Source organism: Thalassovita litoralis (assembly GCF_900182725.1).
GTDB lineage: Bacteria > Pseudomonadota > Alphaproteobacteria > Rhodobacterales > Rhodobacteraceae > Thalassobius > Thalassobius litoralis.
On sequence record NZ_FXTO01000014.1, the window covers coordinates 16,585 to 39,467 of the forward strand.

The 22,883-nt window shown below is 59.3% G+C and carries 24 protein-coding genes and 1 tRNA gene; 11 read left to right on the forward strand and 14 right to left on the reverse strand.

Annotated features, from left to right (window positions below):
* Positions 1-21: 21 nt before the first annotated feature.
* From FN828_RS11625 to FN828_RS11635, 3 genes are all read right to left on the reverse strand, one after another.
* Positions 22-1,842 carry an ABC-F family ATP-binding cassette domain-containing protein gene (locus tag FN828_RS11625; protein WP_142493651.1) on the reverse strand — a complete coding sequence of 607 codons (1,821 nt, stop codon included), beginning with the start codon at positions 1,840-1,842 and terminating at the stop codon, positions 22-24.
* Positions 1,843-1,945: 103 nt separating this feature from the next.
* Positions 1,946-2,683 (reverse strand): GNAT family N-acetyltransferase, encoded by a 738-nt coding sequence (locus tag FN828_RS11630; RefSeq protein WP_142493652.1) that lies wholly within the window; start codon positions 2,681-2,683, stop codon positions 1,946-1,948.
* 83 nt (positions 2,684-2,766) lie between these two features.
* Positions 2,767-3,222, reverse strand: a complete 456-nt coding sequence (locus FN828_RS11635; RefSeq protein WP_408033804.1) for an outer membrane protein assembly factor BamE — start codon at positions 3,220-3,222, stop codon at positions 2,767-2,769.
* Between the two features lie 88 nt (positions 3,223-3,310).
* On the opposite strand from FN828_RS11635, the gene FN828_RS11640 reads away from it, so the two are divergent.
* The 10 genes from FN828_RS11640 to FN828_RS11685 all read left to right on the forward strand — a co-directional run bounded on the left by FN828_RS11640 (position 3,311) and on the right by FN828_RS11685 (position 11,262).
* Entirely contained in the window at positions 3,311-3,871 is a 561-nt protein-coding gene (locus FN828_RS11640; RefSeq protein ID WP_142493653.1) for a YceD family protein, read from the forward strand.
* Between the two features lie 142 nt (positions 3,872-4,013).
* Positions 4,014-4,220 (forward strand): 50S ribosomal protein L32, encoded by a 207-nt coding sequence (gene rpmF / locus FN828_RS11645; protein WP_142493654.1) that lies wholly within the window; start codon positions 4,014-4,016, stop codon positions 4,218-4,220.
* 23 nt (positions 4,221-4,243) lie between these two features.
* Positions 4,244-5,344, forward strand: a complete 1,101-nt coding sequence (gene plsX, locus FN828_RS11650) for a phosphate acyltransferase PlsX (RefSeq protein WP_142493655.1) — start codon at positions 4,244-4,246, stop codon at positions 5,342-5,344.
* A gap of 3 nt (positions 5,345-5,347) precedes the next feature.
* Positions 5,348-6,322, forward strand: a complete 975-nt coding sequence (locus tag FN828_RS11655; RefSeq protein ID WP_142493656.1) for a beta-ketoacyl-ACP synthase III — start codon at positions 5,348-5,350, stop codon at positions 6,320-6,322.
* Positions 6,323-6,436: 114 nt separating this feature from the next.
* Positions 6,437-6,739, forward strand: coding sequence for an integration host factor subunit alpha (gene ihfA / locus FN828_RS11660; RefSeq protein WP_142493657.1), 303 nt, complete (start codon positions 6,437-6,439; stop codon positions 6,737-6,739).
* An 18-nt stretch (positions 6,740-6,757) separates the two neighbouring features.
* Entirely contained in the window at positions 6,758-7,711 is a 954-nt protein-coding gene (locus FN828_RS20855; RefSeq protein WP_235891466.1) for a MerR family transcriptional regulator, read from the forward strand.
* 70 nt (positions 7,712-7,781) lie between these two features.
* A tRNA-Pro gene (locus tag FN828_RS11670) sits at positions 7,782-7,858 on the forward strand.
* Positions 7,859-8,054: 196 nt separating this feature from the next.
* The gene (locus tag FN828_RS11675) at positions 8,055-8,855 is read left to right on the forward strand and encodes a crotonase/enoyl-CoA hydratase family protein (protein ID WP_142493658.1); all 801 of its coding nucleotides are present in this window, start codon (positions 8,055-8,057) and stop codon (positions 8,853-8,855) included.
* Between the two features lie 96 nt (positions 8,856-8,951).
* The gene (locus FN828_RS11680; RefSeq protein ID WP_142493659.1) at positions 8,952-10,040 is read left to right on the forward strand and encodes a 2'-deoxycytidine 5'-triphosphate deaminase; all 1,089 of its coding nucleotides are present in this window, start codon (positions 8,952-8,954) and stop codon (positions 10,038-10,040) included.
* 64 nt (positions 10,041-10,104) lie between these two features.
* A complete protein-coding gene (locus FN828_RS11685; RefSeq protein WP_142493660.1) occupies positions 10,105-11,262 on the forward strand; it encodes an MFS transporter in 1,158 nt (385 codons plus the stop codon).
* Here the strand turns inward: FN828_RS11685 and FN828_RS20525 are convergent.
* The 8 genes from FN828_RS20525 to FN828_RS11720 all read right to left on the reverse strand — a co-directional run bounded on the left by FN828_RS20525 (position 11,237) and on the right by FN828_RS11720 (position 19,722).
* The gene (locus FN828_RS20525; RefSeq protein ID WP_185959001.1) at positions 11,237-11,404 is read right to left on the reverse strand and encodes a hypothetical protein; all 168 of its coding nucleotides are present in this window, start codon (positions 11,402-11,404) and stop codon (positions 11,237-11,239) included. The two genes, FN828_RS11685 and FN828_RS20525, sit on opposite strands and share 26 nt — an antisense overlap.
* A 78-nt stretch (positions 11,405-11,482) precedes the next feature.
* Positions 11,483-12,130, reverse strand: coding sequence for an SMC-Scp complex subunit ScpB (gene scpB, locus FN828_RS11690; protein ID WP_142493661.1), 648 nt, complete (start codon positions 12,128-12,130; stop codon positions 11,483-11,485).
* A complete protein-coding gene (locus tag FN828_RS11695; protein ID WP_142493662.1) occupies positions 12,123-12,920 on the reverse strand; it encodes a segregation and condensation protein A in 798 nt (265 codons plus the stop codon). Before FN828_RS11695 ends, scpB begins: the two co-directional genes overlap by 8 nt.
* Before the next feature lie 6 nt (positions 12,921-12,926).
* Positions 12,927-13,946 carry a beta-N-acetylhexosaminidase gene (gene nagZ / locus FN828_RS11700; RefSeq protein ID WP_142493663.1) on the reverse strand — a complete coding sequence of 340 codons (1,020 nt, stop codon included), beginning with the start codon at positions 13,944-13,946 and terminating at the stop codon, positions 12,927-12,929.
* The gene (locus FN828_RS11705) at positions 13,922-14,809 is read right to left on the reverse strand and encodes an SPOR domain-containing protein (RefSeq protein ID WP_142493664.1); all 888 of its coding nucleotides are present in this window, start codon (positions 14,807-14,809) and stop codon (positions 13,922-13,924) included. Before FN828_RS11705 ends, nagZ begins: the two co-directional genes overlap by 25 nt.
* 76 nt (positions 14,810-14,885) lie before the next feature.
* Positions 14,886-16,631, reverse strand: coding sequence for an arginine--tRNA ligase (gene argS, locus FN828_RS11710; RefSeq protein WP_142493665.1), 1,746 nt, complete (start codon positions 16,629-16,631; stop codon positions 14,886-14,888).
* 74 nt (positions 16,632-16,705) lie between these two features.
* The gene (locus FN828_RS11715) at positions 16,706-18,529 is read right to left on the reverse strand and encodes a cation:proton antiporter (protein WP_142493666.1); all 1,824 of its coding nucleotides are present in this window, start codon (positions 18,527-18,529) and stop codon (positions 16,706-16,708) included.
* A 5-nt stretch (positions 18,530-18,534) separates the two neighbouring features.
* Positions 18,535-19,722, reverse strand: a complete 1,188-nt coding sequence (locus FN828_RS11720; protein WP_142493667.1) for a deoxyguanosinetriphosphate triphosphohydrolase — start codon at positions 19,720-19,722, stop codon at positions 18,535-18,537.
* Positions 19,723-19,807: 85 nt separating this feature from the next.
* Here FN828_RS11720 and FN828_RS11725 point away from each other — a divergent pair, with 85 nt between their 5' ends.
* The gene (locus tag FN828_RS11725) at positions 19,808-20,131 is read left to right on the forward strand and encodes a HesB/IscA family protein (protein WP_142493668.1); all 324 of its coding nucleotides are present in this window, start codon (positions 19,808-19,810) and stop codon (positions 20,129-20,131) included.
* Positions 20,132-20,244: 113 nt separating this feature from the next.
* Here the strand turns inward: FN828_RS11725 and FN828_RS11730 are convergent, their stop codons facing one another.
* The 3 genes from FN828_RS11730 to FN828_RS11740 all read right to left on the reverse strand — a co-directional run bounded on the left by FN828_RS11730 (position 20,245) and on the right by FN828_RS11740 (position 22,844).
* The gene (locus FN828_RS11730) at positions 20,245-20,688 is read right to left on the reverse strand and encodes a GNAT family N-acetyltransferase (RefSeq protein WP_142493669.1); all 444 of its coding nucleotides are present in this window, start codon (positions 20,686-20,688) and stop codon (positions 20,245-20,247) included.
* Between the two features lie 67 nt (positions 20,689-20,755).
* Positions 20,756-21,562: an exodeoxyribonuclease III gene (gene xth / locus FN828_RS11735; protein ID WP_142493670.1), complete on the reverse strand. Its 807-nt coding sequence runs from the start codon at positions 21,560-21,562 to the stop codon at positions 20,756-20,758.
* A 103-nt stretch (positions 21,563-21,665) separates the two neighbouring features.
* Positions 21,666-22,844 carry an FAD-dependent monooxygenase gene (locus FN828_RS11740; RefSeq protein WP_142493671.1) on the reverse strand — a complete coding sequence of 393 codons (1,179 nt, stop codon included), beginning with the start codon at positions 22,842-22,844 and terminating at the stop codon, positions 21,666-21,668.
* Positions 22,845-22,883 lie beyond the last annotated feature (39 nt).

Genomic DNA, 22,883 nt, shown 5'->3' on the forward strand with positions numbered 1-22,883 from the left:
CTTTCATCCGGTCTGTGGGGCTTACGCCCCTGCGGCTTTTTCCTCTAGCAGCAACCATTCTTCTTCGGCCTCGGACAGCGCGTTTTGCCGTTCGACCAGCGCATCGGTGGCTTTCTGGAACTTCACTGGTTCCTTGGTGAACAGGTCCGGGTCCATCAGGAATTGTTCCAGCTTGGCAATCTCAGCCTCCAGCCGTTCGATGATTCCCGGCAATGCCTCCAGACGGTGTTTTTCGGTAAAGCTCAGCCCATTGGCCGGGGCGGCATCCTTGGCGGACGGCTTTACTTTTGCCTCCGAAGGTTTTATTTTCTCGTCTTTTTCTTCTGGGGTGTCCGCGCCACGCTGCACGCGGTAATCGCTCCAGCCTCCTGCATAAACAACCGCCCGCCCGTCGCCTTCCATCGCAACGGTCTGCGTCGCCACACGATCCAGAAAATCCCGGTCGTGGCTGACCAACAGCACCGTGCCATCGTAATCGTCCAGAAGTTCCTGCAACAGGTCCAGCGTTTCGATGTCCAGATCGTTGGTCGGTTCGTCCAGCACCAGCAGATTGCTTTCCTTGGCCATCAGCTTCGCCAGCAGAAGCCGCGCTTTTTCCCCACCGGACAAGGACTTAACAGCCGCTCTTGCCTGACGTTCATCAAACAGGAATTCTTTCAGATAGCCCACAACATGCTTGGGCTGCCCCCGCACCAAAACCTGATCGGCCTTGCCCGACACCCGCATATCCGCGTCCCCGGTCAGGCTTTCCCACAGGCTCATTTCCGGGTCCAGTTGCGCCCGGCTTTGATCGAAAATCGCAGGCAACAGATTGGTGCCCATTTTGATCGTGCCAGAATCGGGGTTTTCCTGCCCCATCAGCATCTTAAGCAGCGTTGTTTTACCAACCCCGTTCGGTCCCACAAACGCCACGCGATCCCCGCGTTCGATCTTGATCGAGAAGTTTTTCAAGATCGACTTATCGCCGTAAGACTTTGAAATTCCTTCGGCTTCAACAACTTTCTTGCCGGACTTCGGACCCGAGGCCAATTCCATCGCCGCCGCACCCTGACGCCGGATCTGACCGGCCCGTTCCGCCCGCAATGCGTGCAGCGCCCGCAACCGTCCTTGGTTGCGCTTGCGCCGGGCGCTGATGCCTTCGACAGCCCAACGCCCTTCGGACTTGATTTTGCGGTCCATCTTATGACGCTGCATATCCTCGTCATCCCAGACCTTATCACGCCATTCCTCGAACGCCTCGAAGCCCCTTTCCTGACGACGCACCATTCCCCTGTCAACCCAAAGGGTTGCGCGCGTAAGTTCACGCAAAAAGGCGCGGTCGTGGCTGATCAGAACATATCCCGCACGGATCTGTTTCAGTTCGTTTTCCAACCAAGCGATCGCTTCGATATCCAGATGGTTGGTCGGCTCGTCCAGCAGCATCAATTCGGGCGCTTCGGCCATCAGCTTGGCCAGCGCGGCCCGCCGCCGTTCCCCGCCGGATGCAGTTTCCACGGGGCGCGCCGGATCGAATTTCAGCCCTTCGCCCGCCATTTCCACCCGATACATTTCCGCCGCGTCCAGCCCGCTGGCCGCAAAATCGCCCAAGGTGGTAAACCCTGCCATATCAGGGTCTTGTTCCATATAGCCCACGCTGGTTCCGGGCGGGACGATCCGCGCCCCGGCGTCGGCCTCGATCAGCCCGGCCATCACCTTCATCAGGGTGGATTTCCCCGATCCATTGCGCCCCACCAGCGCCACCCGGTCGCCCGGTTGAACCACCAGCGACAGGTCATGAAATACGGGATCGCCGCCAAAGGTCAGCGAAATATCGGTCAGTTGTAACAAAGGTGCGCGTGCCATGCCGCGCAGCTAACCACGCCGCCCCGCCGCGTCAAGCGTCCGGCTTTCATCTTGCTGAAAATACTCTGGGGGGGGCGCCGCAGGCGACGGGGGCAACGCCCCCTTACCCGGCCACTCCGCGCAGCAATCGCTTGCGGGCCGGGGGGATTGCGCTGATTTCCAAACCTGTAAACACATGCAGCGTATTCATATGCCGATCCACCACGGCATGATCACTGACCCATCCCCCCATCAGCAGATAGGTCCGCAACAGCGGCGGCATCCGTAGCATGGCAAGCTTAGTATCCGGCTTACGGCGTAGTTTTTGCGCGAATCTGAACACTTGTGGGGCTTTCACGCGCGGCAGCCACCGCCGGGGGGCCAGATGACGTTCCTTTAGCATGGCAAAGGCATCCAGATATTCCGCCTCGTCCGTCCCGTGAAAAGACGAACAGCCAAACAGCATTTCGATCCCGTTATCGTCCACAAACCGCGTCATCGCCCCCCACGCCACACGCAGAATATCGGGGTCTTTCACCTGCGGATGAATGCAGAACCGGCCCATTTCCACCATCGGGCCGGGAAATTCAGCCAGCGCCGACAGTTCGTAAAACTGCGCCGAGTAACTGCGCCCGATCTCTTCGCCGGTCAGCGGCAGCACCCTGAAACAACACACCAAGCGCCCCGTGCGCTGCTCTTCCACAAGGAAATGCGTGCAAATGCTGTCAAAATCATCCGCATCCAGCCCGTCGCCCGCATCGGCCCCGCGAAAGCACAGATGCCGCAATGCCTGCGCCGCGCGAATATCCGCCGGAGTTTTTGCAAGACGCGTAGAATAGCGCCCCTTTGTCAAAGACAGCATTTCAGCACCTCGTGCAGGTCATGCGAACCCTTTGTTTCGCACGACCTAGCATACCAGATGTGTCATCCCGGTGACGACTGAAATTACTCGATGAAATCGCCAGCGGTGAAGCGGCCCAGATTGCCCAGAAGCTGCCGCAAGAAGCTCTTGTCGACGACGCTGGATTCGGTCACGCGGCGGGACAGTGGCACCACATTGCCGTCAGACAGGCCGAACCGTTCGATATTGCGGACAACGCCCCGCTTATCAAAGGTCACGGCCAGAACTTCGCGTTCCACCACCTGCGGCTGGCGATAGGCGTAATGCTTTACCTTGCTGTGGACATAGTAATAGCCACTGTCGTTCAACACCCCGCCGGTCGAGGGCGTGCCGATGGTTTCAGCCACACTGTCGCGGGTATCCACACCTACGACGATGTTGGACAGGTCTTCCTCCAGCGGGACATAGCCGTGGTTGCGATACTGCGTCGTGCAAGCGGTCAGAGCCACCAAAGCCCCCGCTGCAAGAACGGTTTTCAGTTTCAACCCCATGCCTGTCATGGCTGCCCCCTTGTCTTGGCACCTTGTGCCTTTTAATCCGATTACAGAAGGAATGGCTTCGGTTCAAGCAAAGGAAATCCTGCATCACATGACAAATCCCTCCAGCCACGCCCTGCGGGTGGCCGACCTGTCTCAAACCCGCCCCACCCGGTTCGATCTGACGCCGGACAAAGATGACATATCTGCCATTGCGGCGGAACTGGGGCTGTTGGACCTGCGCAAGCTGCGTTTCAAAGGCCAGATTATCGCCGAAGGCAAACGCGATTGGCGGCTGGAGGCAGAACTGGGCGCAACCGTGGTGCAGCCCTGTGTTGTCACGCTGGCCCCTGTCACGACCCGTCTGGACGAATCTGTTGTGCGGCGTTTTCTGGCTCAGATGCCGGACATGAGCGGCGACGATGATGAAATCGAAATGGCCGAAGATGACTCGATCGAGTCTTTGGGCAGCGTCATTGACCCGTCTGCGGTGATGATCGAGGCCTTGTCTTTGGCCCTGCCGTTATATCCCAAGGCAGAAAATGCGGAAATGGGTAGTGCAACCTATACCGAACCGGGTAAAGAGGCGCTGAGAGACGAAGATCTGAAACCTTTTGCCGGTTTGGCCGCTCTGCGCGATCAAATGGCGAAAAAGGACGATCCCGAAAGGTAAAAACCACTTGCGCCTTTCGGAAATCGCAGTATTTTCCGCCCCTCATCCGAATTTTGGGTTGGACATGTCGGCGTTGACCGAATATGAGCCACGCACCCACGTGAAACCGGGCTATATGCCCACAGGAAATTGAGGTTGTGACATGGCTGTCCAACAGAACAAAGTAAGCAAGTCGCGCCGCAACAACCGCCGCGCACATGACGCGCTGGTTGCGGCAAACCCGAACGAGTGCTCCAACTGTGGCGAACTAAAGCGCCCCCACCACGTCTGCCCGTCCTGCGGCCACTATGCCGACCGTGAAGTGGTCGCGCTGGCTGACGAAGTCGAGCTGGACGAAGACGCAGCATAAGCACTTTGGGGACCGGCGTCCGCATGTCCGTTCACAACGATCAGACTAAGGCGGGTGCCGGGCGCACCATTATTTCGGTCGACGCCATGGGCGGAGATCGAGGACCGGCGGCTGTTGTCGCCGGTATTTCCGTGTCTGCGAAAAAGAACCCGGATATCGGGTTTGTCCTGCATGGCCCCCGCGAGGAGCTGGAAAAACTGGTCGCCAAGCGCAAACCGCTGGCCGGTCGGGTTCAGATTCGCGATGCTACAGATGTGGTGCGCATGACCGACAAACCCAGTCAGGTGATGCGCCACGGCAAGGACACTTCGATGTGGTCCGCCTTGGAATCCGTCCGCTCTGGCGAGGCGGATGTTTGCGTTTCCTGTGGCAACACCGGCGCGTTGATGGCGCTGTCGATGATCCGCCTGCGTAAATTGCCGGGGGTGAACCGCCCTGCCATTGCGATTCTGTGGCCGTCCCGTAATCCGCAGGGGTTCAATGTGATGCTGGATGTCGGTGCGGATATTCGCGCCGATGAACAGGATTTGCTGCAATACGCGCTCATGGGGACGTCCTATGCCCGCAATGGGCTGCATCTTGAGCGTCCTCGGGTCGGTTTGTTGAATGTCGGCACCGAAGAACACAAAGGCCGCGCCGAGCTAAAAGCCGCCCACGACCTGATTGCCGATACCGCGCCCAAGGCCGGTTTCGATTTTGTCGGGTTTGTCGAAGGCGGTGATATTCCGGGGAATCGATGCGATGTGATCGTCACCGATGGCTTCACCGGCAATATCGCGCTGAAAACCGGCGAAGGCACAGCCAGCCTGATCGGCGATCAGATGAAAGAGGCGTTTAAATATTCGCCCCTGTCACGTCTGGCCGCCGTTTTGGCCTATACATCGCTGCAACGGCTGAAAAAGAAAATGGACCCGCGCCGCGTGAATGGCGGTGTTTTCTTGGGTCTGAACGGTACTGTCGTGAAATCTCATGGTTCGGCCGATGCGACCGGGGTGGCGGCGGCTGTGAAGCTGGCTTTCCAACTGTCGCAGTCCGGCTTCGGAGAGAAACTGGCACAGCGGGTTGCATCCGCCACAGCACTGGCTAAGAATGCCGGAACTGACGAAGCGGAAAGCAGCGACTAAATCATGACAATACGCGCCGTTGTGCAGGGTGTGGGGCACTACCTGCCGGAAAGAATCGTTCCCAATAGCGAATTCGAAAAGACCCTCGATACCAGTGACGAATGGATTCGCAGCCGCTCGGGGATCGAGCGTCGGCATTTTGCCGCCGATGGGGAAACCACTTCGGATTTGGCAACACATGCCGCACGGGCCGCATTGGATAATGCCGGTCTGAACCCCGATGACATTGATGCAATCGTTGTTGCCACCTCGACCCCGGACCTGACATTTCCATCTGTCGCCACGATGGTGCAAAGCAAACTGGGCATGACCCAAGGCTTTGGGTTTGACGTACAGGCCGTGTGTGCCGGGTTCATCTTTGCGCTGGCCAATGCAAATGCGCTGATTCTTGCCGGGCAGGCAAAGCGTGTGCTGGTTGTGGGCGCGGAAACCTTTAGCCGGATCATGGACTGGGAAGATCGCGCCACCTGCGTTCTGTTCGGGGATGGGGCTGGTGCTTTGGTTTTGGCCGCCGAAGATGGCACCGGCCAGACCGCAGATCGCGGTATCCTGTCAGCGGATTTGAATTCGGACGGACGGTATCGGGATATGCTGTATGTCGATGGTGGCGTCTCCACCAGCGGCACCGCCGGGAAATTGCGGATGCAGGGCAATCCCCTGTTCCGTCAGGCCGTGGAAAAACTGACAAGCACGGCCCATAAGGCCTTGGAAAAAGTGGGGCTTTCTGATTCGGATGTGAATTGGATCGTGCCGCATCAGGCCAATATCCGCATCATTCAGGGCACGGCCAAGAAAATGGGCCTGTCGATGGATAACGTGGTGGTGACTGTACAGGATCACGGCAATACCTCTGCCGCGTCGATCCCGCTTGCCATGTCTGTGGGTGTCGAACGCGGGCAAATCAAGAAGGGCGATCTTCTGGTGGCCGAAGCGATCGGCGGCGGGCTGGCCTGGGGGTCTGTGGTCCTGCGCTGGTAAACCCGGCCCCACGCAGTTTTTCGTCCTTTAACTTGCTGAAAATGCGCCCCCCAAGCCATTGATATTGACTCGGAAATTCGCTTCGCCCATGCTGCGGAAAACAAGGGGACGGATATGAGCGAAAAAACTCTGACACGCATGGACCTGAGCGATGCCATCTTTCGCGAGGTGGGATTGTCGCGCAATGACGCCAGCCAGTTGGTCGAAAGCGTTCTGCAACATATGTCAGACGCTCTTGTTGACGGGGCGCAGGTGAAAATCTCGTCCTTCGGTACGTTCTCTGTCCGTGAAAAAGCCGCCCGCGTTGGGCGCAACCCGAAAACCGGCGAAGAGGTTCCGATCAACCCGCGCCGCGTTCTGACCTTCCGTCCCTCTCATCTGATGAAAGAGCGGGTCGCGTCAGGAAATAAGGGCTGATAGCCGGGGGGCGGCACCATGAGCAAATCCCCCGACGCGTTTCGGACTATCAGTGAAGTTGCCGAATGGCTGGACCGTCCGGCCCATGTGTTGCGCTTCTGGGAAAGCAAGTTCACACAGATAAAGCCTATCAAGCGCGCTGGCGGGCGGCGGTATTACCGTCCGCAGGATATGCTGCTGCTGGGCGGTATCAAAAAGCTGCTGCATGATGACGGCATGACCATCAAAGGCGTGCAAAAGATGCTGCGCGAAAAGGGGGCGGCCTATGTGTCCGACCTGTCGCAGCCACTCGATACGCACGCCGAGGCCGGACAGTTGGTTCCCTCGCCGGAAAAACTGGCGGCGCTTCGCGCCCAAGCGGAACAACCGGAAAGCGCCACGCTGCTTCAGTTCCCCCGCAACGATGCCCCCCCGTCCGAGGAGGCCGATCAAGAGCTTAGCGCATCCAGCTACGAGCAAGCGATGGACGACTACACTGCCAGCGCCGAGGCGGAACTGAGTGAGCCAGCGCCACAGGATGACCATGCACCATCAACGGCAGAACCCGAGGCAGCCCCCCTGCCCGACAGCCCTGCCCCTGAGTTGGAAGCAAACAGTTTTGACACCCCGTCCTTCTTTGATGTGTTCGACACGGCACCGGCATCCGATACCGTCGCGTCAGAAAAACTGAGCGAACCGCAACACACGCCTGCGGACGCCCCCGTTGAAGATGAGCATTCAACCAACACGGACTTCGCCACAGAGCCAGAGATGCCGGAGGACGGACAGGATGCCGAATCTGTGGTTTCACCTGTCGAAGTCCGGAAACCTGCCATCGTTGATGTCGCGGTTGATGCACATTCGACGGCGGGTTCGGGCATCCTGTCGCGGCTGATGCGAAATCGCGCGTCGCTGGCCACAACAAACCCATCCCAATTGACCGCACTCAAGGACGAGATTTCACAGTTGCGGTCGCGCCTGTCGGGGAACTGACAAATACGGCGAAAAAATCCGCGAAACGCTCTTGCCCCCACCCGGAAAATCAGTATGAAGAGCAAACCGTCGGGCTATAGCGCAGCCTGGTAGCGCGTCCGTCTGGGGGACGGAAGGTCGCAGGTTCGAGTCCTGCTAGCCCGACCAAAAAATCTCTCAACATCAGCCAGATAGGCCCCGAATTTTCGGGCCTGTCTGGTTGTGTTGTTCCCCCCTTTCCAGTCCTGTCTGTGGGACTTCCGTTGCGGCAAAACCGTCCGCTTGGTCAAATTTCATACCCCTGCTGCTTGACTTCCCAGCCCCGGCAGAGAAGCTGTGCAGGATTTTGAATTGGGAGGATCAAATGGCTAAATCTATTGATGATTTTGACCTGAAAAACCTGTTGGTCAGCATGGACGAGGACGGAATCACCACCGTCACCCTGAATCGCGCAGACAAACGTAACGCGCTGAACGCCGAAACCGTGGAAGAACTGATCGAGATTTTCTCGACCCTGCCACGAATCGGCGCAAGGGCCGTTGTGCTGCGCGCAGAAGGCACGCATTTCTGTGCCGGTCTGGATCTGGTGGAACACCATCAGGAAGACCGCCGTCCCGAAGAATTCATGCACCTGTGTCTGCGCTGGCACGAAGCGTTCAACAAAATGGAATATGGCGGGGTGCCGATCATTGCCGCCCTGAAAGGCGCGGTTGTTGGCGGCGGGCTGGAACTGGCCAGCTCGGCCCATATTCGCGTGGCGGATCAAACCACCTATTTCGCCCTGCCCGAAGGCCAGCGCGGCCTGTTCACCGGCGGCGGCGCGACAATCCGCGTGGCCGATCTGGTGGGCAAGGCCCGGATGATTGATATGATGCTGACAGGCCGCATCTATGCGCAGGACGAAGCCGTGCAGGTTGGTCTGGCGCAATATCTGGTCGAAGACAGCGAAGCCAAAGCCTATGAAATCGCGCGTGCTGCGGCTGAAAACCCACCGCTGTCGAATTTCGCGATCTGTTCGGCCATCAGCCATGTTCAGAATATGTCGGCGCTGGATGCGGCCTATGCCGAATCCGTGGTGGCCGGGATCGTGAACACGCAACCCGCCTCGCGCGGGCGGCTAGAGGCGTTTGCCAACAAAACGGCAGCCCGCGTAAAGCCGAAATAACGCGGAAACCCCTGAAAAGGCCGGATTTCCGGCCTTTTCCTATTCCGTCACACGCCAAGTCTTTGCTAAGACAAGTCAATTCCAAAGGGGAAAACCATGACCGGCGTGCTACCCAGCCAGCAATTGCAAACCATGATCGCGAACGGCCAAATCACGGCCCAGCCTGCGGTCATTCCCGAACAGATCCAACCCGCCAGTCTGGACCTGCGCTTGGGATTGCGGGCGTGGCGGGTGCGGGCGTCATTTCTGGCCGGACATGGGCGCACCGTGGCGCAGCGGTTAGATGAATTTGAAATGCACCAGATCGACCTGACCAACGGGGCCGTTCTGGAAAAAGGCTGCGTTTATGTGGTGGAACTGATGGAAACGCTGGCGCTGCCCGATGGGGTGCAGGCCGTGGCGAATGCCAAAAGCTCGACCGGGCGGCTGGATTTGCTGACCCGCACCATCACCGACGGCGGCGAAGAATTCGACCGCATCCAACCCGGCTATTGCGGGCCGCTTTATGCGGAAATCTGCCCCCGGTCCTTTTCCGTTCTGGTCCGCCCCGGAATGCGGCTGAATCAAATTCGGTTCCGGGCTGGTCAGGCGGTTCTGACGGATGCGGAACTGCGCAGCCTGCACAACGAAACGCCGCTGGTCGATGGCGATGCGGTGATTGACGAAGGTCTGGGGTTTTCCGTCGATCTGAAACCCGCATCGGGCGATCTGGTTGGCTACCGCGCCAAACCCCATACTGGGGTGATTGATCTGGACCGGATCGGTCATTACGACCCGGCCAAGTATTGGGAAGAAGTGCGCAGCAAATCCGGTCAGATCATTCTGGACCCCGGCGCGTTTTACATCCTTGTCAGCCGCGAAGCGGTGCATATCCCCCCGGCCTATGCTGCGGAAATGGCCCCCTATCTGGCGATGGTTGGGGAATTTCGGGTGCATTATGCCGGGTTCTTCGATCCCGGTTTCGGCCATGCCGCCGCAGGCGGGGCCGGATCACGCGGGGTTCTGGAGGTCCGCTGCCACGAAGCCCCCTTTGTTCTGGAACATGGGCAGGTTGTTGGCCGGTTGGTGTATGAACGCATGACCGAAATCCCCGATCAACTGTACGGGGCGGGAATTGCATCCAACTATCAGGGACAAGGCCTGAAACTTAGCAAACATTTCCGCATGGACGATCAGCGGACGTAAGGTCAAGCAGGCAAATTTCGGGGATTTTCTTGACCGATTGATAAATCCCTGCACATCTCCACTTATGAGAGTTTTACGCCGTCCCATTCCCCTTTTGACGGCTGCGATTGGTGTAATTGGGGCCAATTCACTGGTATTGCCGCCTATTGCCCCGGCTGTTGCAGCCGACCTGTCAACCGAGGTTTCGCTGATCCTTCGGGCTGCCGCAGCATTTGGGGCGGGCACGGCATTATCTGCCTTGGTACTGGCCCCACGGGCGGATGTTATAGGCGCGGATAAGGCGCTGCGATGGGCCTGTGCGTTGCTGATCGTGGCATTGATCCTGTCGACCTGCGCGCCTTCTGTGGGATTGCTTATTCTGGGGCAGGCAATGGCGGGTCTGGGGGCCGGGATGGCGCTGCCGTCGATCTATTCACTGGCCGCACAGCTTGCCCCGAAAGGGCGGGAAAAACAGACCATCGGATCGGTTCTGACGGGCTGGACCCTTTCGCTGATTGGCGGGGTCACGCTGGCGGCGGTCATTGCCGATCATTTGGGATGGCGTGCCGTTTACGGCATTATGTGTCTGATGACCTTGGTCATCTGGGTTCTGCTGGGCCGTTGCCAGATGTCCGCAGAGCGGCACAGCACCGGGGCGACTTCGCCCTTTGCTGCGTTGCGGGTTCCCGGCCTTGGGCGTGGGCTGTGGGCAAATGCCATGCTGATGTTGGCCTTTAACGGCGCTTATATCTATCTGGGGGCGCACGTTGTAGAACACATGCACCGTTCCACATCATCCGCCGGAATGATCACCATGTTTTATGGTGCGGGTTTTGGTCTGGCCGTTTTCTTTAACAGATACCTGGAAATGCTATCCATCCGTCAGGTCGGGGTCTTTGCCTTTGGCGGGCTGACCTTGGTGTATACCGCGATGGATTTGGCCAGCCTGACCTATGCGGTGTTCCTGCCGATCGCCTTTGTCTGGGGGATTTTCCAGCATTTCGCGCTGAATATGGTCGTGGACCGCCTGACCAGTCTGGACCCGCGACAGCGTGGGGCGATCATGGGGCTGAATTCCGCTGTGACCTACCTGACCGTTATGGGCGGCGCGGTGTTTTACAAAATCCCGTATGACGCCGGTGGTTTATCTTATTGTCTGGCCCTGTCCGCGCTGTTTGCCGCCATTGCCGCCGCCGAAGCGCTTTTGCCGAACCGGGTTAAAACTTGTTCAGCCGCCGAGTGACGCGCATCGCCTGACGCGCACGTTTTGCCGCTTTCACCCCCTGCGGGCCGGATTTCCCACCGGCAAGGCGGTTCACGCCAGTGTTCACGGCCTTCCGCAAAACCATACGCAAAACCATGTTGATCAGTTGGTTGGCATTCATAACGGCCCCCTTTGGATTTGCCTGCCCCGAACCCTATCCCCGGATTGCGCCGTTTTCATGGCGCGTTGGCGGAACAGATCAATCCTCGTCGTCGAACAGATCAGTCTGTTCCTCGTCATCCTCGTCTTCCAGCCCTTCGTTGATGGCGGGCGGCGGGCGGCTTTCCAGCAAACCAGCGGAACGCAATTCCTTTAGCCCCGGCAAATCACGGGCGCTTTCCAGCCCGAAGTGATCCAGAAATTCCTGCGTCACCACAAAGGTCACAGGGCGGCCCGGCGTCATCCGGCGGCGTCCGAACCGAATCCATTCCATTTCCAGCAGTTGATCAATCGTACCACGAGATACGGAAACCCCCCGGATTTCTTCGATTTCGGCACGGGTGACAGGCTGGTGATAGGCGATGATTGCCAGCGTTTCGACCGCCGCGCGGGACAGCTTGCGGATTTCCACGGTTTCCTTGTGCATCAGGAACCCCAGATCGGGCGCGGTGCGTATGGCCCATGCGTCCCCAACCTTTACCACATGCACGCCACGCCCATCATAGCGTTTGCGCAGATGTTCCAACGCCTGTGCCGCGTCACAGCCATGCGGCAGGCGGGCTTCTAATTCGCGCACGGTCACAGGTTCCGCTGTGGCGAACAGGATCGCTTCGACCATGCGTTCCTGTTCGGCCATTGGCGGCGCCTCGAACAGGCTGGTTTCCGTATCGTGCAGGTCGTCAGCCATCCCGGCCCTCTCTTCTGCGGACGTGAATGGGTTCAAACGTACCCGATTGCCGGATTTCGGCCTTGCCTTCTTTCACCAGTTCCAGCGATGCGGCAAAGGTCGCCGCCGTGGCTGAACGGCGCTTGATCGGATCGTTTTCCCAACCCGGCGGCAGATAGCTGACGATATCGGTCCAGCTTCCGGCAAAGCCAATCAGCCCACGCATCCGTTCCAAGGCCTGTTCCATCGTGAAAACGGAATCACGATCCATCACAAAGGGGCGGAATTCGTCCTTGGTGCGGATACGGGCATAGCCCTGCATCAGGTCCAGCAATGTCGCCGAATAGGTCACGCGGCGAATACGGGTCACATCCTCGGGGATGCCGCGCACAAAGAAATCGCGCCCTTTCTGATCCCGCGCCATCAACCGGGCCGCCACATCGCGCATCGCTTGCAGGCGTTCCAACTGAAAGGCCAGATGCGCGGCCAGTTCTTCGCCCGATGGGCCGTCTTCGCTGGGGTCCGGTGGCAGCAACAGGCGGGATTTCAAAAAGGCCAGCCACGCCGCCATCACCAGATAATCCGCCGCCAGTTCCAGACGTAACTGTTTGGCGCGTTCCACAAAATCCAGATATTGCTGCGCCAGTTGCAGGATCGACACCTTGCGCAGATCCACCTTCTGCGTGCGTGACAGGGTCAGCAACAGGTCAAGTGGGCCTTCAAACCCATCCACATCAACAATCAGCGCCTCGGCTGCCAGCCGTTCGGCGACGGATTGTTCCGGTAACAGTTCTGTCTGTCTTTCGGTCATTCCCGCTCAGGTCTTGATCAGCGCGTTCAGCTTGGCCTGAAGGGCGGGAATGTCAACATTTTCGGGACTTTTCCGCACGGCAAGGGCCGCATCAGCGCGGCGTTGGCCGTCTTCATCCAGCAAACCAGCCGCTTCGGCCACCTGTTGCTTTTCCGAAAGCGTGCCATTGCAATGCAAAACCACGTCACAGCCCGCCGCCCGCGATGACGCTGACAAATCCCCAAGCGACCCCGACAAGGCCTTCATCGAGATGTCATCGGTCATGATCAGCCCATCAAATCCGATTTCATCACGGATCAGTCGCATCATCACCGGCGAGGTGGTCGCCGGTTGGGGATCAATCTGACTGTAAACCAGATGCGCAGTCATCCCCATCGGTAAATCGTTCAACGCTTTGAACGGCGCAAAATCGCGGGTCGCCAGATCGGCAGGATCGGCATCCACGCGGGGCAATTCCAAATGGCTGTCCGCCACGGCACGTCCATGCCCCGGAATATGTTTCAACACCGGCAACACGCCACCGTCCAGCAACCCATCGGCCACCGCGCGGCCCATACGCGTCACGGTATCGGCATCCATGCCGTAACAGCGGTTTTGCAAAAATGGGTGGGTTTCCGGCCCGGCCACATCCACCAGCGGCGCACAATTGCTGTCGATCCCCAGATCGCGCAGTTCATGGGCAATCAGCCGATAGCGCAGATACATCGCTTCTGCCGCGTTCTCCCCTGCGGCGCGAACATGATCCAGCGGCGGCAGCCATTCCGTCCAATTGGGTGCGCGCAGGCGTTGAACGCGGCCACCTTCCTGATCAATCGTGATCGGGGCATCGCGCCCGACAGCATTACGCAGATCGGCACACAGGGCACGGATCTGATCGGGGGTGTCCAGATTGCGGGCAAACAGGATGAACCCGAACGGGTTCGCCTGTGCAAAGAACCGTTTTTCCTCGACGCTTAGCCGCAGGCCCAGCGGGTCAAGGATCGTCGCACCGAAGTGAATGCTCATCGGGTTGTCACCGGAATACATTCGGCCTTTTCCGCCACAAGGGCCGAACAAAACCGACGGGCATCATTGATATCCGCAAACCCATGCGCCCGCAGGCGATAGAACGTCCGCCCGCCGCTTTCGGCTTTTTGGATCACGCGCTTTTTGTCGTCCATATAGTCCCCAAACCGTCCAAACAGACGATCCCATTCCTTGCGGGCGATTTCCGCGCTTTCATAAGCGCCAAGCTGGGCCAGACGCGTACCAGCGGGCAGGCTGCCAGCATCCACTTCGACAGCACCAGACGGCGCAGACACCGAAGCAGCCGGGGCCGAAGTCTTTTGCAATCCGGCGGGGCGCGTTTGCGGGCGCAGCGAACGGCCCAGCCCCCTTTCGACACCGGGAACATCAACCTCGGGGGCTTTCATTCGGGCTGGTTGAAGGGTTTCCAGCGGCTCTGCGTCCTGGGTCAGGCTGGCCACCAGATCATCAACCGAAACAGACGTGCCCGAGGAGTGCGCCGCAGCCGAAGCCGTTGAAGAAACAGCCGTTGCCAATTGTCCCTGTGCCACATCTTCGTCCGAAAGCTGAATAGGTTTCGGGGCAAGGATCAACTGATCCGCAGGCGGTTCCGCGCTGCCGGTTGCCGCAACCGAATTGACCGCCAAGCCCTGATTGACCGCAGCCGCGCCTCCCGGATCGTCTGGCTGAATCCGCATCGGGCCTTCGGCGGCGCGAACCACGGGAATGCCGCTGACATCGCGTGCCACCAACTGATAGCCCCAAACACCCACGCCAACAACCAGCGCCAGCGAAACCGCCGCCCCGGCCCAATTGGCCATTTTCCCGAATGCCATGCTGCCTTCGGGGGCATCAAAGCCCCCGTTTGCCTGTATCTCCGCCATATGCGCCTCTGCTCCTTGGGGTTTTGGCCCCTTCGGTCTGCTCTGCTCTGCGTTTCCGGCGGGTGTTTCGTGCGCTTTAGCGCATCTCTTCCGCCGGGGTTACGCCCAGAATACCAAGACCTGCGGAAATAACAACGGCTGTAGCCCGCGCAAGGGCGATTTTCGCCTGACTTGCTGCCGCATCCCCATCCTGAAGGAACCGCAAGGACATATCGTCATTGCCCCGGTTCCACAAAGAATGGAAATCCGATGCCAGTTCATACAGGAAAAATGCAATCCGGTGCGGCTCATTGGTGCGGCCCGCGATTTCCACCAGACGCGGCCATTCAGCCAGCTTCTTGGCCACGGTCAACTCAGCCTCGTGCGTCAGGCCGGACAGGTCCGCTGCCGCAAGCGTGGCGTCATCATGGGCAATCCCGGCCTCGGTCGCCTTGCGCAGCACGGAACACACCCGCGCATGGGCATATTGCACATAGAAAACCGGGTTGTCCTTGGATTGTTCCAACACCTTATCGAAATCGAAATCCAGCGGCGCATCGTTTTTACGGGTCAGCATATGGAAGCGGGTCACATCTGCGCCCACCTGATCCACCACATCGCGCAGGGTTACGAATGTCCCTGCCCGCTTGGACATTTTGAACGGTTCGCCATTCTTGAACAGTTTCACCAGTTGGATCAGCTTGATATCCAGCGGCACACGGTTTTCCGACAGCGCCGCAACGGCGGCTTTCATCCGTTTGACATACCCACCATGATCCGCGCCAAACACGTCGATCAGCAGATCAAAACCCCGGTCGATCTTGGTCCAGTGATAGGCAATGTCAGGGGCGAAATAGGTCCATTTGCCATCCGATTTCTGCACGGGGCGATCCACGTCATCGCCGTATTCGGTGGATTTGAACAGGGTCTGCTCGCGCTCTTCCCAATCCTCGGGCAGCTTGCCCTTGGGCGGTTCCAGCACGCCCTCGTAGATCAGGCCCAACCCTTTCAGCCGGTCCAGCGCGGATTCGATCTGGCCGGTGCCATACAGCGATTTTTCGCTATAATAGACGTCCATTTTCACGCCCAGCGATGCCAGATCCTCGCGGATCATTTCCATCATCTTTTCGGTGGAAAATTCGCGCACATCGACCAGCCAATCGGCCTCGGGCTTGTCCAGCAGGCTATCGCCGTATTTTTCCTTCAGCGCCTCTCCAACGGGGATCAGGTAATCGCCGGGATACAGGCCTTCGGCGATTTCCGGCTCCAGCCCATTGGCCTCGCGGTAACGCTCAAAGGCCGATCGCGCCAGCACGTCGACCTGTGCGCCGCCATCGTTGATGTAATATTCGCGCGTCACGTTATAGCCCGCGTAATCCAGCAGGCTGGCCAGCGCATCGCCGAACACCGCGCCGCGGGTGTGGCCCACATGCATTGGGCCAGTGGGGTTGGCGCTGACGTATTCAACGTTCACCTTCTTGCCCTGCCCCATGTCAGAGCGGCCATATTTCTTGCCTTCGGTCAGGGCGGTTTTCACGATCCCCTGCCACAGCCCCGCGTCCAGACGCAGGTTCAGGAACCCCGGACCGGCCACCTCGGCGCTGGTGATGCGGGCATCCGCGCCCAGACGCGCGGCCAGCTTTTCGGCGATGTCGCGGGGCTTCATCCGGGCGGGTTTGGCCAGTACCATCGCGGCATTGGTCGCCATGTCCCCATGCGCGGCATCGCGGGGCGGTTCCACCGCCACATTGGCATAATCCAGCCCTTCGGGCAGATCCCCGGCGGCAGCCATTTGCCCCAGCGTATCCAGCACCAGCACGCGCATTTCGGTAAACAGGTTCATCGCGATCAATCCTTTCGTCTTGCGCGGGGTTTACCACGCAAGGGTAAAAGGTCAACGCCCCCTGTTGGCTTGGTTTATGCGGCGGGGTCTTTCACAAGCTTCGGTGGGGAAAAATGCACCAACTGCACCCCGTCGCCCCCTTTCAGGCGGCTGTCTTCACGCGGGAACCGTAATTGCCCGTTTGGATAGATTGCCACGATCAACAGGGCGTCAGGGCGATCCGCTTGCCATTGTGCGAAATCATATTCAGACGTCAGGCCAGTGGTACGAAATTCCCATCCGGCCCGGATCAACGCGTGTAAATCCTCCAGACTTTTGCCTTGGGCAAAAACGCGCCCGCCCAACGTGGCAGGCAGGGCATAGCGGGCCTGATTTTCCTTGGCACGGGCCAGTTGAAACACGTTGTCCCGCCCGTATTCCGGGGCCAAATCCGTTGTGACCAGCGTGTTATAGGCATCATTATCGGTCAGCGCGACCAGCCGGGTAAAGCGGGCCAGTTCCAGATTATGCTCTGCCGCTTCCGACAGAATATCGCCATAGAAGGTGGAAATGCCCGCATGGCGCGCCGCCTGTAAACGCCCCCGGTTCATATCGGCGATCAGCACCTCGACCTTGGCTTTTTGCAAGGCTTCGGCCAATGCCGTGGACCACGCCGATCCCCCGACCAACAAAATGCCCGGCGCATCGCCGCCCGCCAAGCCCAACGCCTGCGCCAACGGTTTCAACGTAAACCCATGCAAGACCACCGTGGCCGTCACCAAAACAAAGGCCAAAGGCGCCACCAGCGCCCCATCCGCAACCCCCAAGGCCGCCAGACGTTCGCCAAACAGCCCCGCCACCGCCACCAGCACCACGCCGCGCGGTCCGGTCAGTGCAATCAGCGCCTTTTCGCGCCACGGCAGCCCGGTGCCGATCAGCGACAGGATCACCGTCAGGGGCCGCGCCAACAGCACAACCGCCCCCACGAACAAGGCTGCCCGCCACGTCAGTTGCCCCAGCATGGCAAAATCCAGCGAAGCCGCCAGCAGGATAAACACGCCCGACACCAACAACACCGTGGCATGTTCCTTGAACCGCAGGATTTCCGCATATGACGGCAACCCCGCATTGGCGATCACAACCCCCATCACAGTCACCGCCAGCAGCCCGCTTTCATGCAAGACGGAATCCGTGGCCGCAAAAACCGCCAGCAACGTGGCAAATAACACGGGCACTTTCATATATTCCGGCACCCAGCCGCGCCGGAATGCCGTGGCCAGCCCATAGCCCGCGGCGGCCCCTGCCGCCCCGGCCAAGGCAATCCCCAACACCAATTCCTGCGTCGCGTGCCACCCCGAAGACGCCGTGCTGCGCACCATCACCACCTCGAACGCCAGCACTGCCGCCAAGGCACCGATGGGATCGTTGACGATTGCCTCCCATTGCAGCAACGCAGCGGGGCGGCGCGACAGTTTTGCCTGCCGCAGCAGCGGGGCAATCACTGTGGGGCCGGTGACGATCATAATGCCACCGAAAACGGCGCTGGTTTGCCAATCCAGACCCGCCGCATAATGCAGCGCCAGGGCGGAGCTCAGCCATCCCAGCGGTGCGCCGACGAACACCAGCCGTCGCACCCCCTTGGCCGCATCCATCAGCTTGGCCCGGTCCAGCGTCAGCCCGCCTTCGAACAGGATGATCGCCACGGCAATGGAAATGATTGGTCCCACCAGCGGGCCAATATCGCGCGCCGGGTCCAGAAATCCCGTCACCGGCCCAGCAATGATCCCGGCCACCAACATCAGCACAATGGCGGGCATCTGCATTCGCCACGCCAGAAATTGCGCCCCCACGCCCAACACACCAACAAGCGCAATCGCGGTCATCGGGTCCAAAGCCCCGGCCAAATCCTGCGTGACCATCTGTATCAGCCCCCGCGCTGAATGGGTGTGGCGCGGCGGCCTGCCGGAATAGCCTGCCGTCCGGTCAGCCGCTCATGTTCCTGAAGAGCGAACCGATCCGTCATGCCCGCGATATAATCCGAAACGATCCGCGCCAGCGTGGTATCTGTCTGCGCCTCCTGCACATCCTTGCGCCATTGCCGCGGCAGGATTTCCGGCTGTTTCATATAGATCGCGAATAATTCGCGCACCACATCGGTGACATAACTGCGCACCTCGACCACCTCGGGGGCGCGGTACATGCGATGGAACAGAAATTCGCGGATGATTTTCAGGTCACTCCAAAGGGCGGGCGAAAACTGCGCCATCATCCGCCCGGCCCCACGCACATCCGCGACGGATTGCGGGTTCAGTTCGCGCAGATTGGCCTGCGTCACGGCGATCACGTCCTCGACCAGCACGCCAAAAAACCGGCGCAGCGCCTCGTGGCGGCGGCGGTAATAGTTCAGGCCGGGGTATTTGGCATCCACCTCGGCAAAACAGCCATCCAGAATAGGCATCTCTGCCAGCTCATCGGTGGAAAACAGCTCGGCCCGCAACCCATCATGCAGGTCGTGATTGTTATAGGCGATGTCATCAGACAACGCGGCCACCTGCGCCTCGGCGCTGGCATGGGTGTGCAGTTCCAGATCGTGCCGTCTGTCATAATCCGCCAAGGCCCACGGGATATCCCCCGTCACAGGGCCATTGTGCTTGGCGATCCCCTCCAGCGTTTCCCACGTCAGGTTCAGCCCATCCCATTCGGCATAGTGCCGTTCCAGATTGGTGACGATACGGATGGCCTGTGCGTTATGATCAAAGCCGCCATAGGGGGCCATCAGTTCCGCCAGCGCATCCTCGCCAGTATGACCGAACGGCGTATGCCCCAGATCATGCGCCAGCGCCACGGCTTCGGTCAGTTCCCGGTTCAACCCCAGCGTTCCCGCGATGGTCCGTGCCACCTGCGCCACCTCGATGGAATGGGTCAGGCGGGTGCGGAAATAATCGCCTTCGTGTTCGATAAAAACCTGTGTCTTGTGCTTCAGCCGCCGAAACGCGCTGGCGTGAATGATCCGGTCGCGATCCCGTTGAAAACAGGACCGAAATGCGCTTTCTTCTTCGGGATAAAGCCGACCGCGGCTTTGGCCGGGGTCCGATGCAAAGGGGGCTGCCATGCCTAACTGGTCCTTGTCGCCTGTACGTCCCCCACATATATTGCATTGCAGCACCCAAAGAAACCGTGCAGGAGCCTGAAATCACATGCAATTGCCCCCAAAAGTGACCGACCGTGCCTTTGCCCGCCTGTCTGAAATCGGCGCAAATGCGCAAGGACAAGCCCTGCGCATCGCCGTCGAAGGCGGCGGGTGTTCAGGTTTTCAATATGAAATCAAACTGGATCACCCCACCACGGACGACCTGATCCTTGAAGGGGCTGGCGAAAAAGTCGTGGTCGACAGCGTATCGCTGCCGTTTTTGACCGGGGCGACGATTGATTTCACCGAAGAATTGATTGGTGCGCGCTTCGTGATCGACAATCCCAATGCCACGTCCTCTTGTGGCTGTGGCACATCCTTTTCGATGTAACCAATATCCGGCTTCTTTCTGATCCCAAATACTCCCGCCGGAGGCCCGGAAAATTGCAAATTTTCCGTTCAAAATTCTTTTAAAGAATTTTACCCACCCCTTACTGCTGCGGATCAGCTTAACTGTTTCTCAAAGAACACCCGTGCAAACCCGTCTTCGACACGGCGACCTGTCTCGACATAGCCCATGCCGGGGTAGATCGACAAATTTTCAACCATCTTTTCATTGGTATAAAGACGCACAGCAGCGATCCCCATCCTGCGGGCTGTATCTTCGCAATAACGGATCAACGCCTTCCCGATACCACCGCCTGCCGCTTCGGGAAAAACCGCGACATTCTCCAGCATCATATGCGCGTCTTCCGGGTAAAACACGATAAACCCTTGCAAGCTACCGTCCCGAACGGACACGAACACACGGCCCTGCGCAATCTGACGGGCAAAATCCGCAATCATTGGCGCTGGTTTTTGCCCTATCAGCGGCACGTAACGGACATATGCAGCCTCGGCACATTGCCGGATTGCGGTTTCATCTTCTGCGGTCGCTTGCCGGATCATGTCACACCCTTTGTCCACAGATCATACTGCGCGCAACCAGTGGCAGGACACAAGCCAGCAGGCGGCTTCATGCATCCAGTTCAATCCAGACCGGCACGTGATCCGAAGGTTTTTCACGCCCGCGCACCTCTCGGTCAATGCGGCAGTCCTGCAAAAGATCGGCACATTGCGGGCTTAGCAGGAAATGGTCGATCCGAATCCCATCATCCCGGTTCCATGCCCCGGCCTGATAATCCCAGAACGAATAATGCCCCGGCCCACGGGTGCGGGCGCGGAATGCTTCGGTAAAGCCAAGGTTCAGAATCTTTCGGAATGCCGCGCGGCTTTCGGGGCGGAATAACGCATCTTCACGCCAGACATCCGGGCGCTTGGCATCTTCTTCTTGAGGAATAATGTTGTAATCCCCTGCCATCAGCGCGGGCATTTCGCTGTCCAGCAATGCCTGCGCGCGCTGGCGCATCCGTTCCATCCAAGCCAGTTTGTAGGCGTATTTCCCCCCCGCCACTGGGGTGCCGTCCGGCTCCAGTTCAACCGGATTGCCATTTGGCAGGTATAAGCCGCAAATCCGGATCGCCGTTTTCCCGACTACAGTCGCTTCGATCCAGCGGGCCTGTTCGTCGCTTTCATCGCCCGGCAATCCGCGAGTCACATCCTCTAACGGCAGCTTTGACAGGATCGCCACGCCGTTGAAACTTTTCTGGCCATGCGTTTCCACGTTATAGCCACGGTCTTCGAAAATTTCGCGCGGAAAGGCATCGTCCACCGATTTGATTTCCTGCAACACCACCACGTCAGGTTGGGCGTCGTCCAGCCAATCCGGCAAGGCATTGATCCGCGCCTTGATGCCATTGATGTTGAACGTGGCGATTTTCATGCGCGCTCTCCTGCTGGGTTTATCTCTCTATGCCTTGTGGTTCGCCCATTGCGCAACCCTCTGCCAAGACATCCGCAGAAGGGTATTGGGGACACAAGTCAGTTCAGGCCACATGCGGCTGGCGGGTTTCATCATGCAGATACAGCCAGTCGAATTGATGCATCATCCGATCCGGCATCAATGCCCCGCCCAATCGCAATGCAGTATGGGCGGCAAATCGAAACGGCGAAAAGCCCAAGTGATATTTCCACGCGTTGCCCGTGGCGGCATTGATAACCTTTGTCGCGCGGGCGCGGCGGCGCGGTTGATAGGCCGCCAGACCTGCGGCGAGACTGTCTGTCATGGCCAGCTCATCCGCCAAAGCCCAGGCATCTTCCAACCCCATACTGGCCCCTTGCGCCAGAAAGGGCAGCGTTGGATGCGCGGCATCGCCAAGAATGGCCGTATTTTCACCAAACCACCGGGCCGCCACCGGATGACGGAACAGACCCCACAGGTTTACTTCGGACACCTGCGCCAGCATTTGCGACACCTCTGGCCCGAAATCCGCAAAGGCCGCACGCAGATTTGCCGGGTCATCCGCGTGGTTCCAGCCTTCGTCGGTCCAGCTACGGCGTTCCTGCACCGCCACGATATTCACCAGATCGCCCCCGCGCAGCGGATAGCTGACCACATGCCGCCCCGGCCCCATATGCACACGGGCCACCGGCCCCAGCCCCAGCGTGTTCGGAACGGTAGCCCGCCAAGCAACCTGCCGGGTGAAAAACGGCCGATCTGCCCCGTTCAGCGCCCGACGGCTGGGCGAATGCAACCCATCCGCCCCAATCACAAGATCCGGGTGCAGGTCCGCGCCCGTAGTCAGGCGGATCGTGGGGGGATTGCCCGGCACCACATCGGACACCTGTTGCAGCAGGCGCAGCTTTACCCCGGCATCGCGCGCGCCTTCGGCCAACAGGTCAATCAGATCGGCGCGGTGAACGAAATAGTAATTGCGGTTCTCCAGCCGGGTCAGATCCAGCCGCAGCACCTCGCCCTTGCGGTAATCGCGCAGGCTGACCGCCTGTCCCTGAACGGCCCGGCGGCGCAAGGCATCCCCCAGCCCAAGCGCGTCTAACACCGCAAACCCATTGGGGCTGATTTGCAGACCGGCGCCGACCTCGCTGATTTCGGCGGCCTGTTCCAAAACCGTGACCGACGCTCCCCGCAAGGCCAGCGCCCGCGATGCGGCCAAACCTGCGATTCCGCCGCCAATGACTGCGATTTTCATACCCAGAAGATTCATGGCATTCCTTTGAAACGAAAAAACGCCGGAGGCAAACCC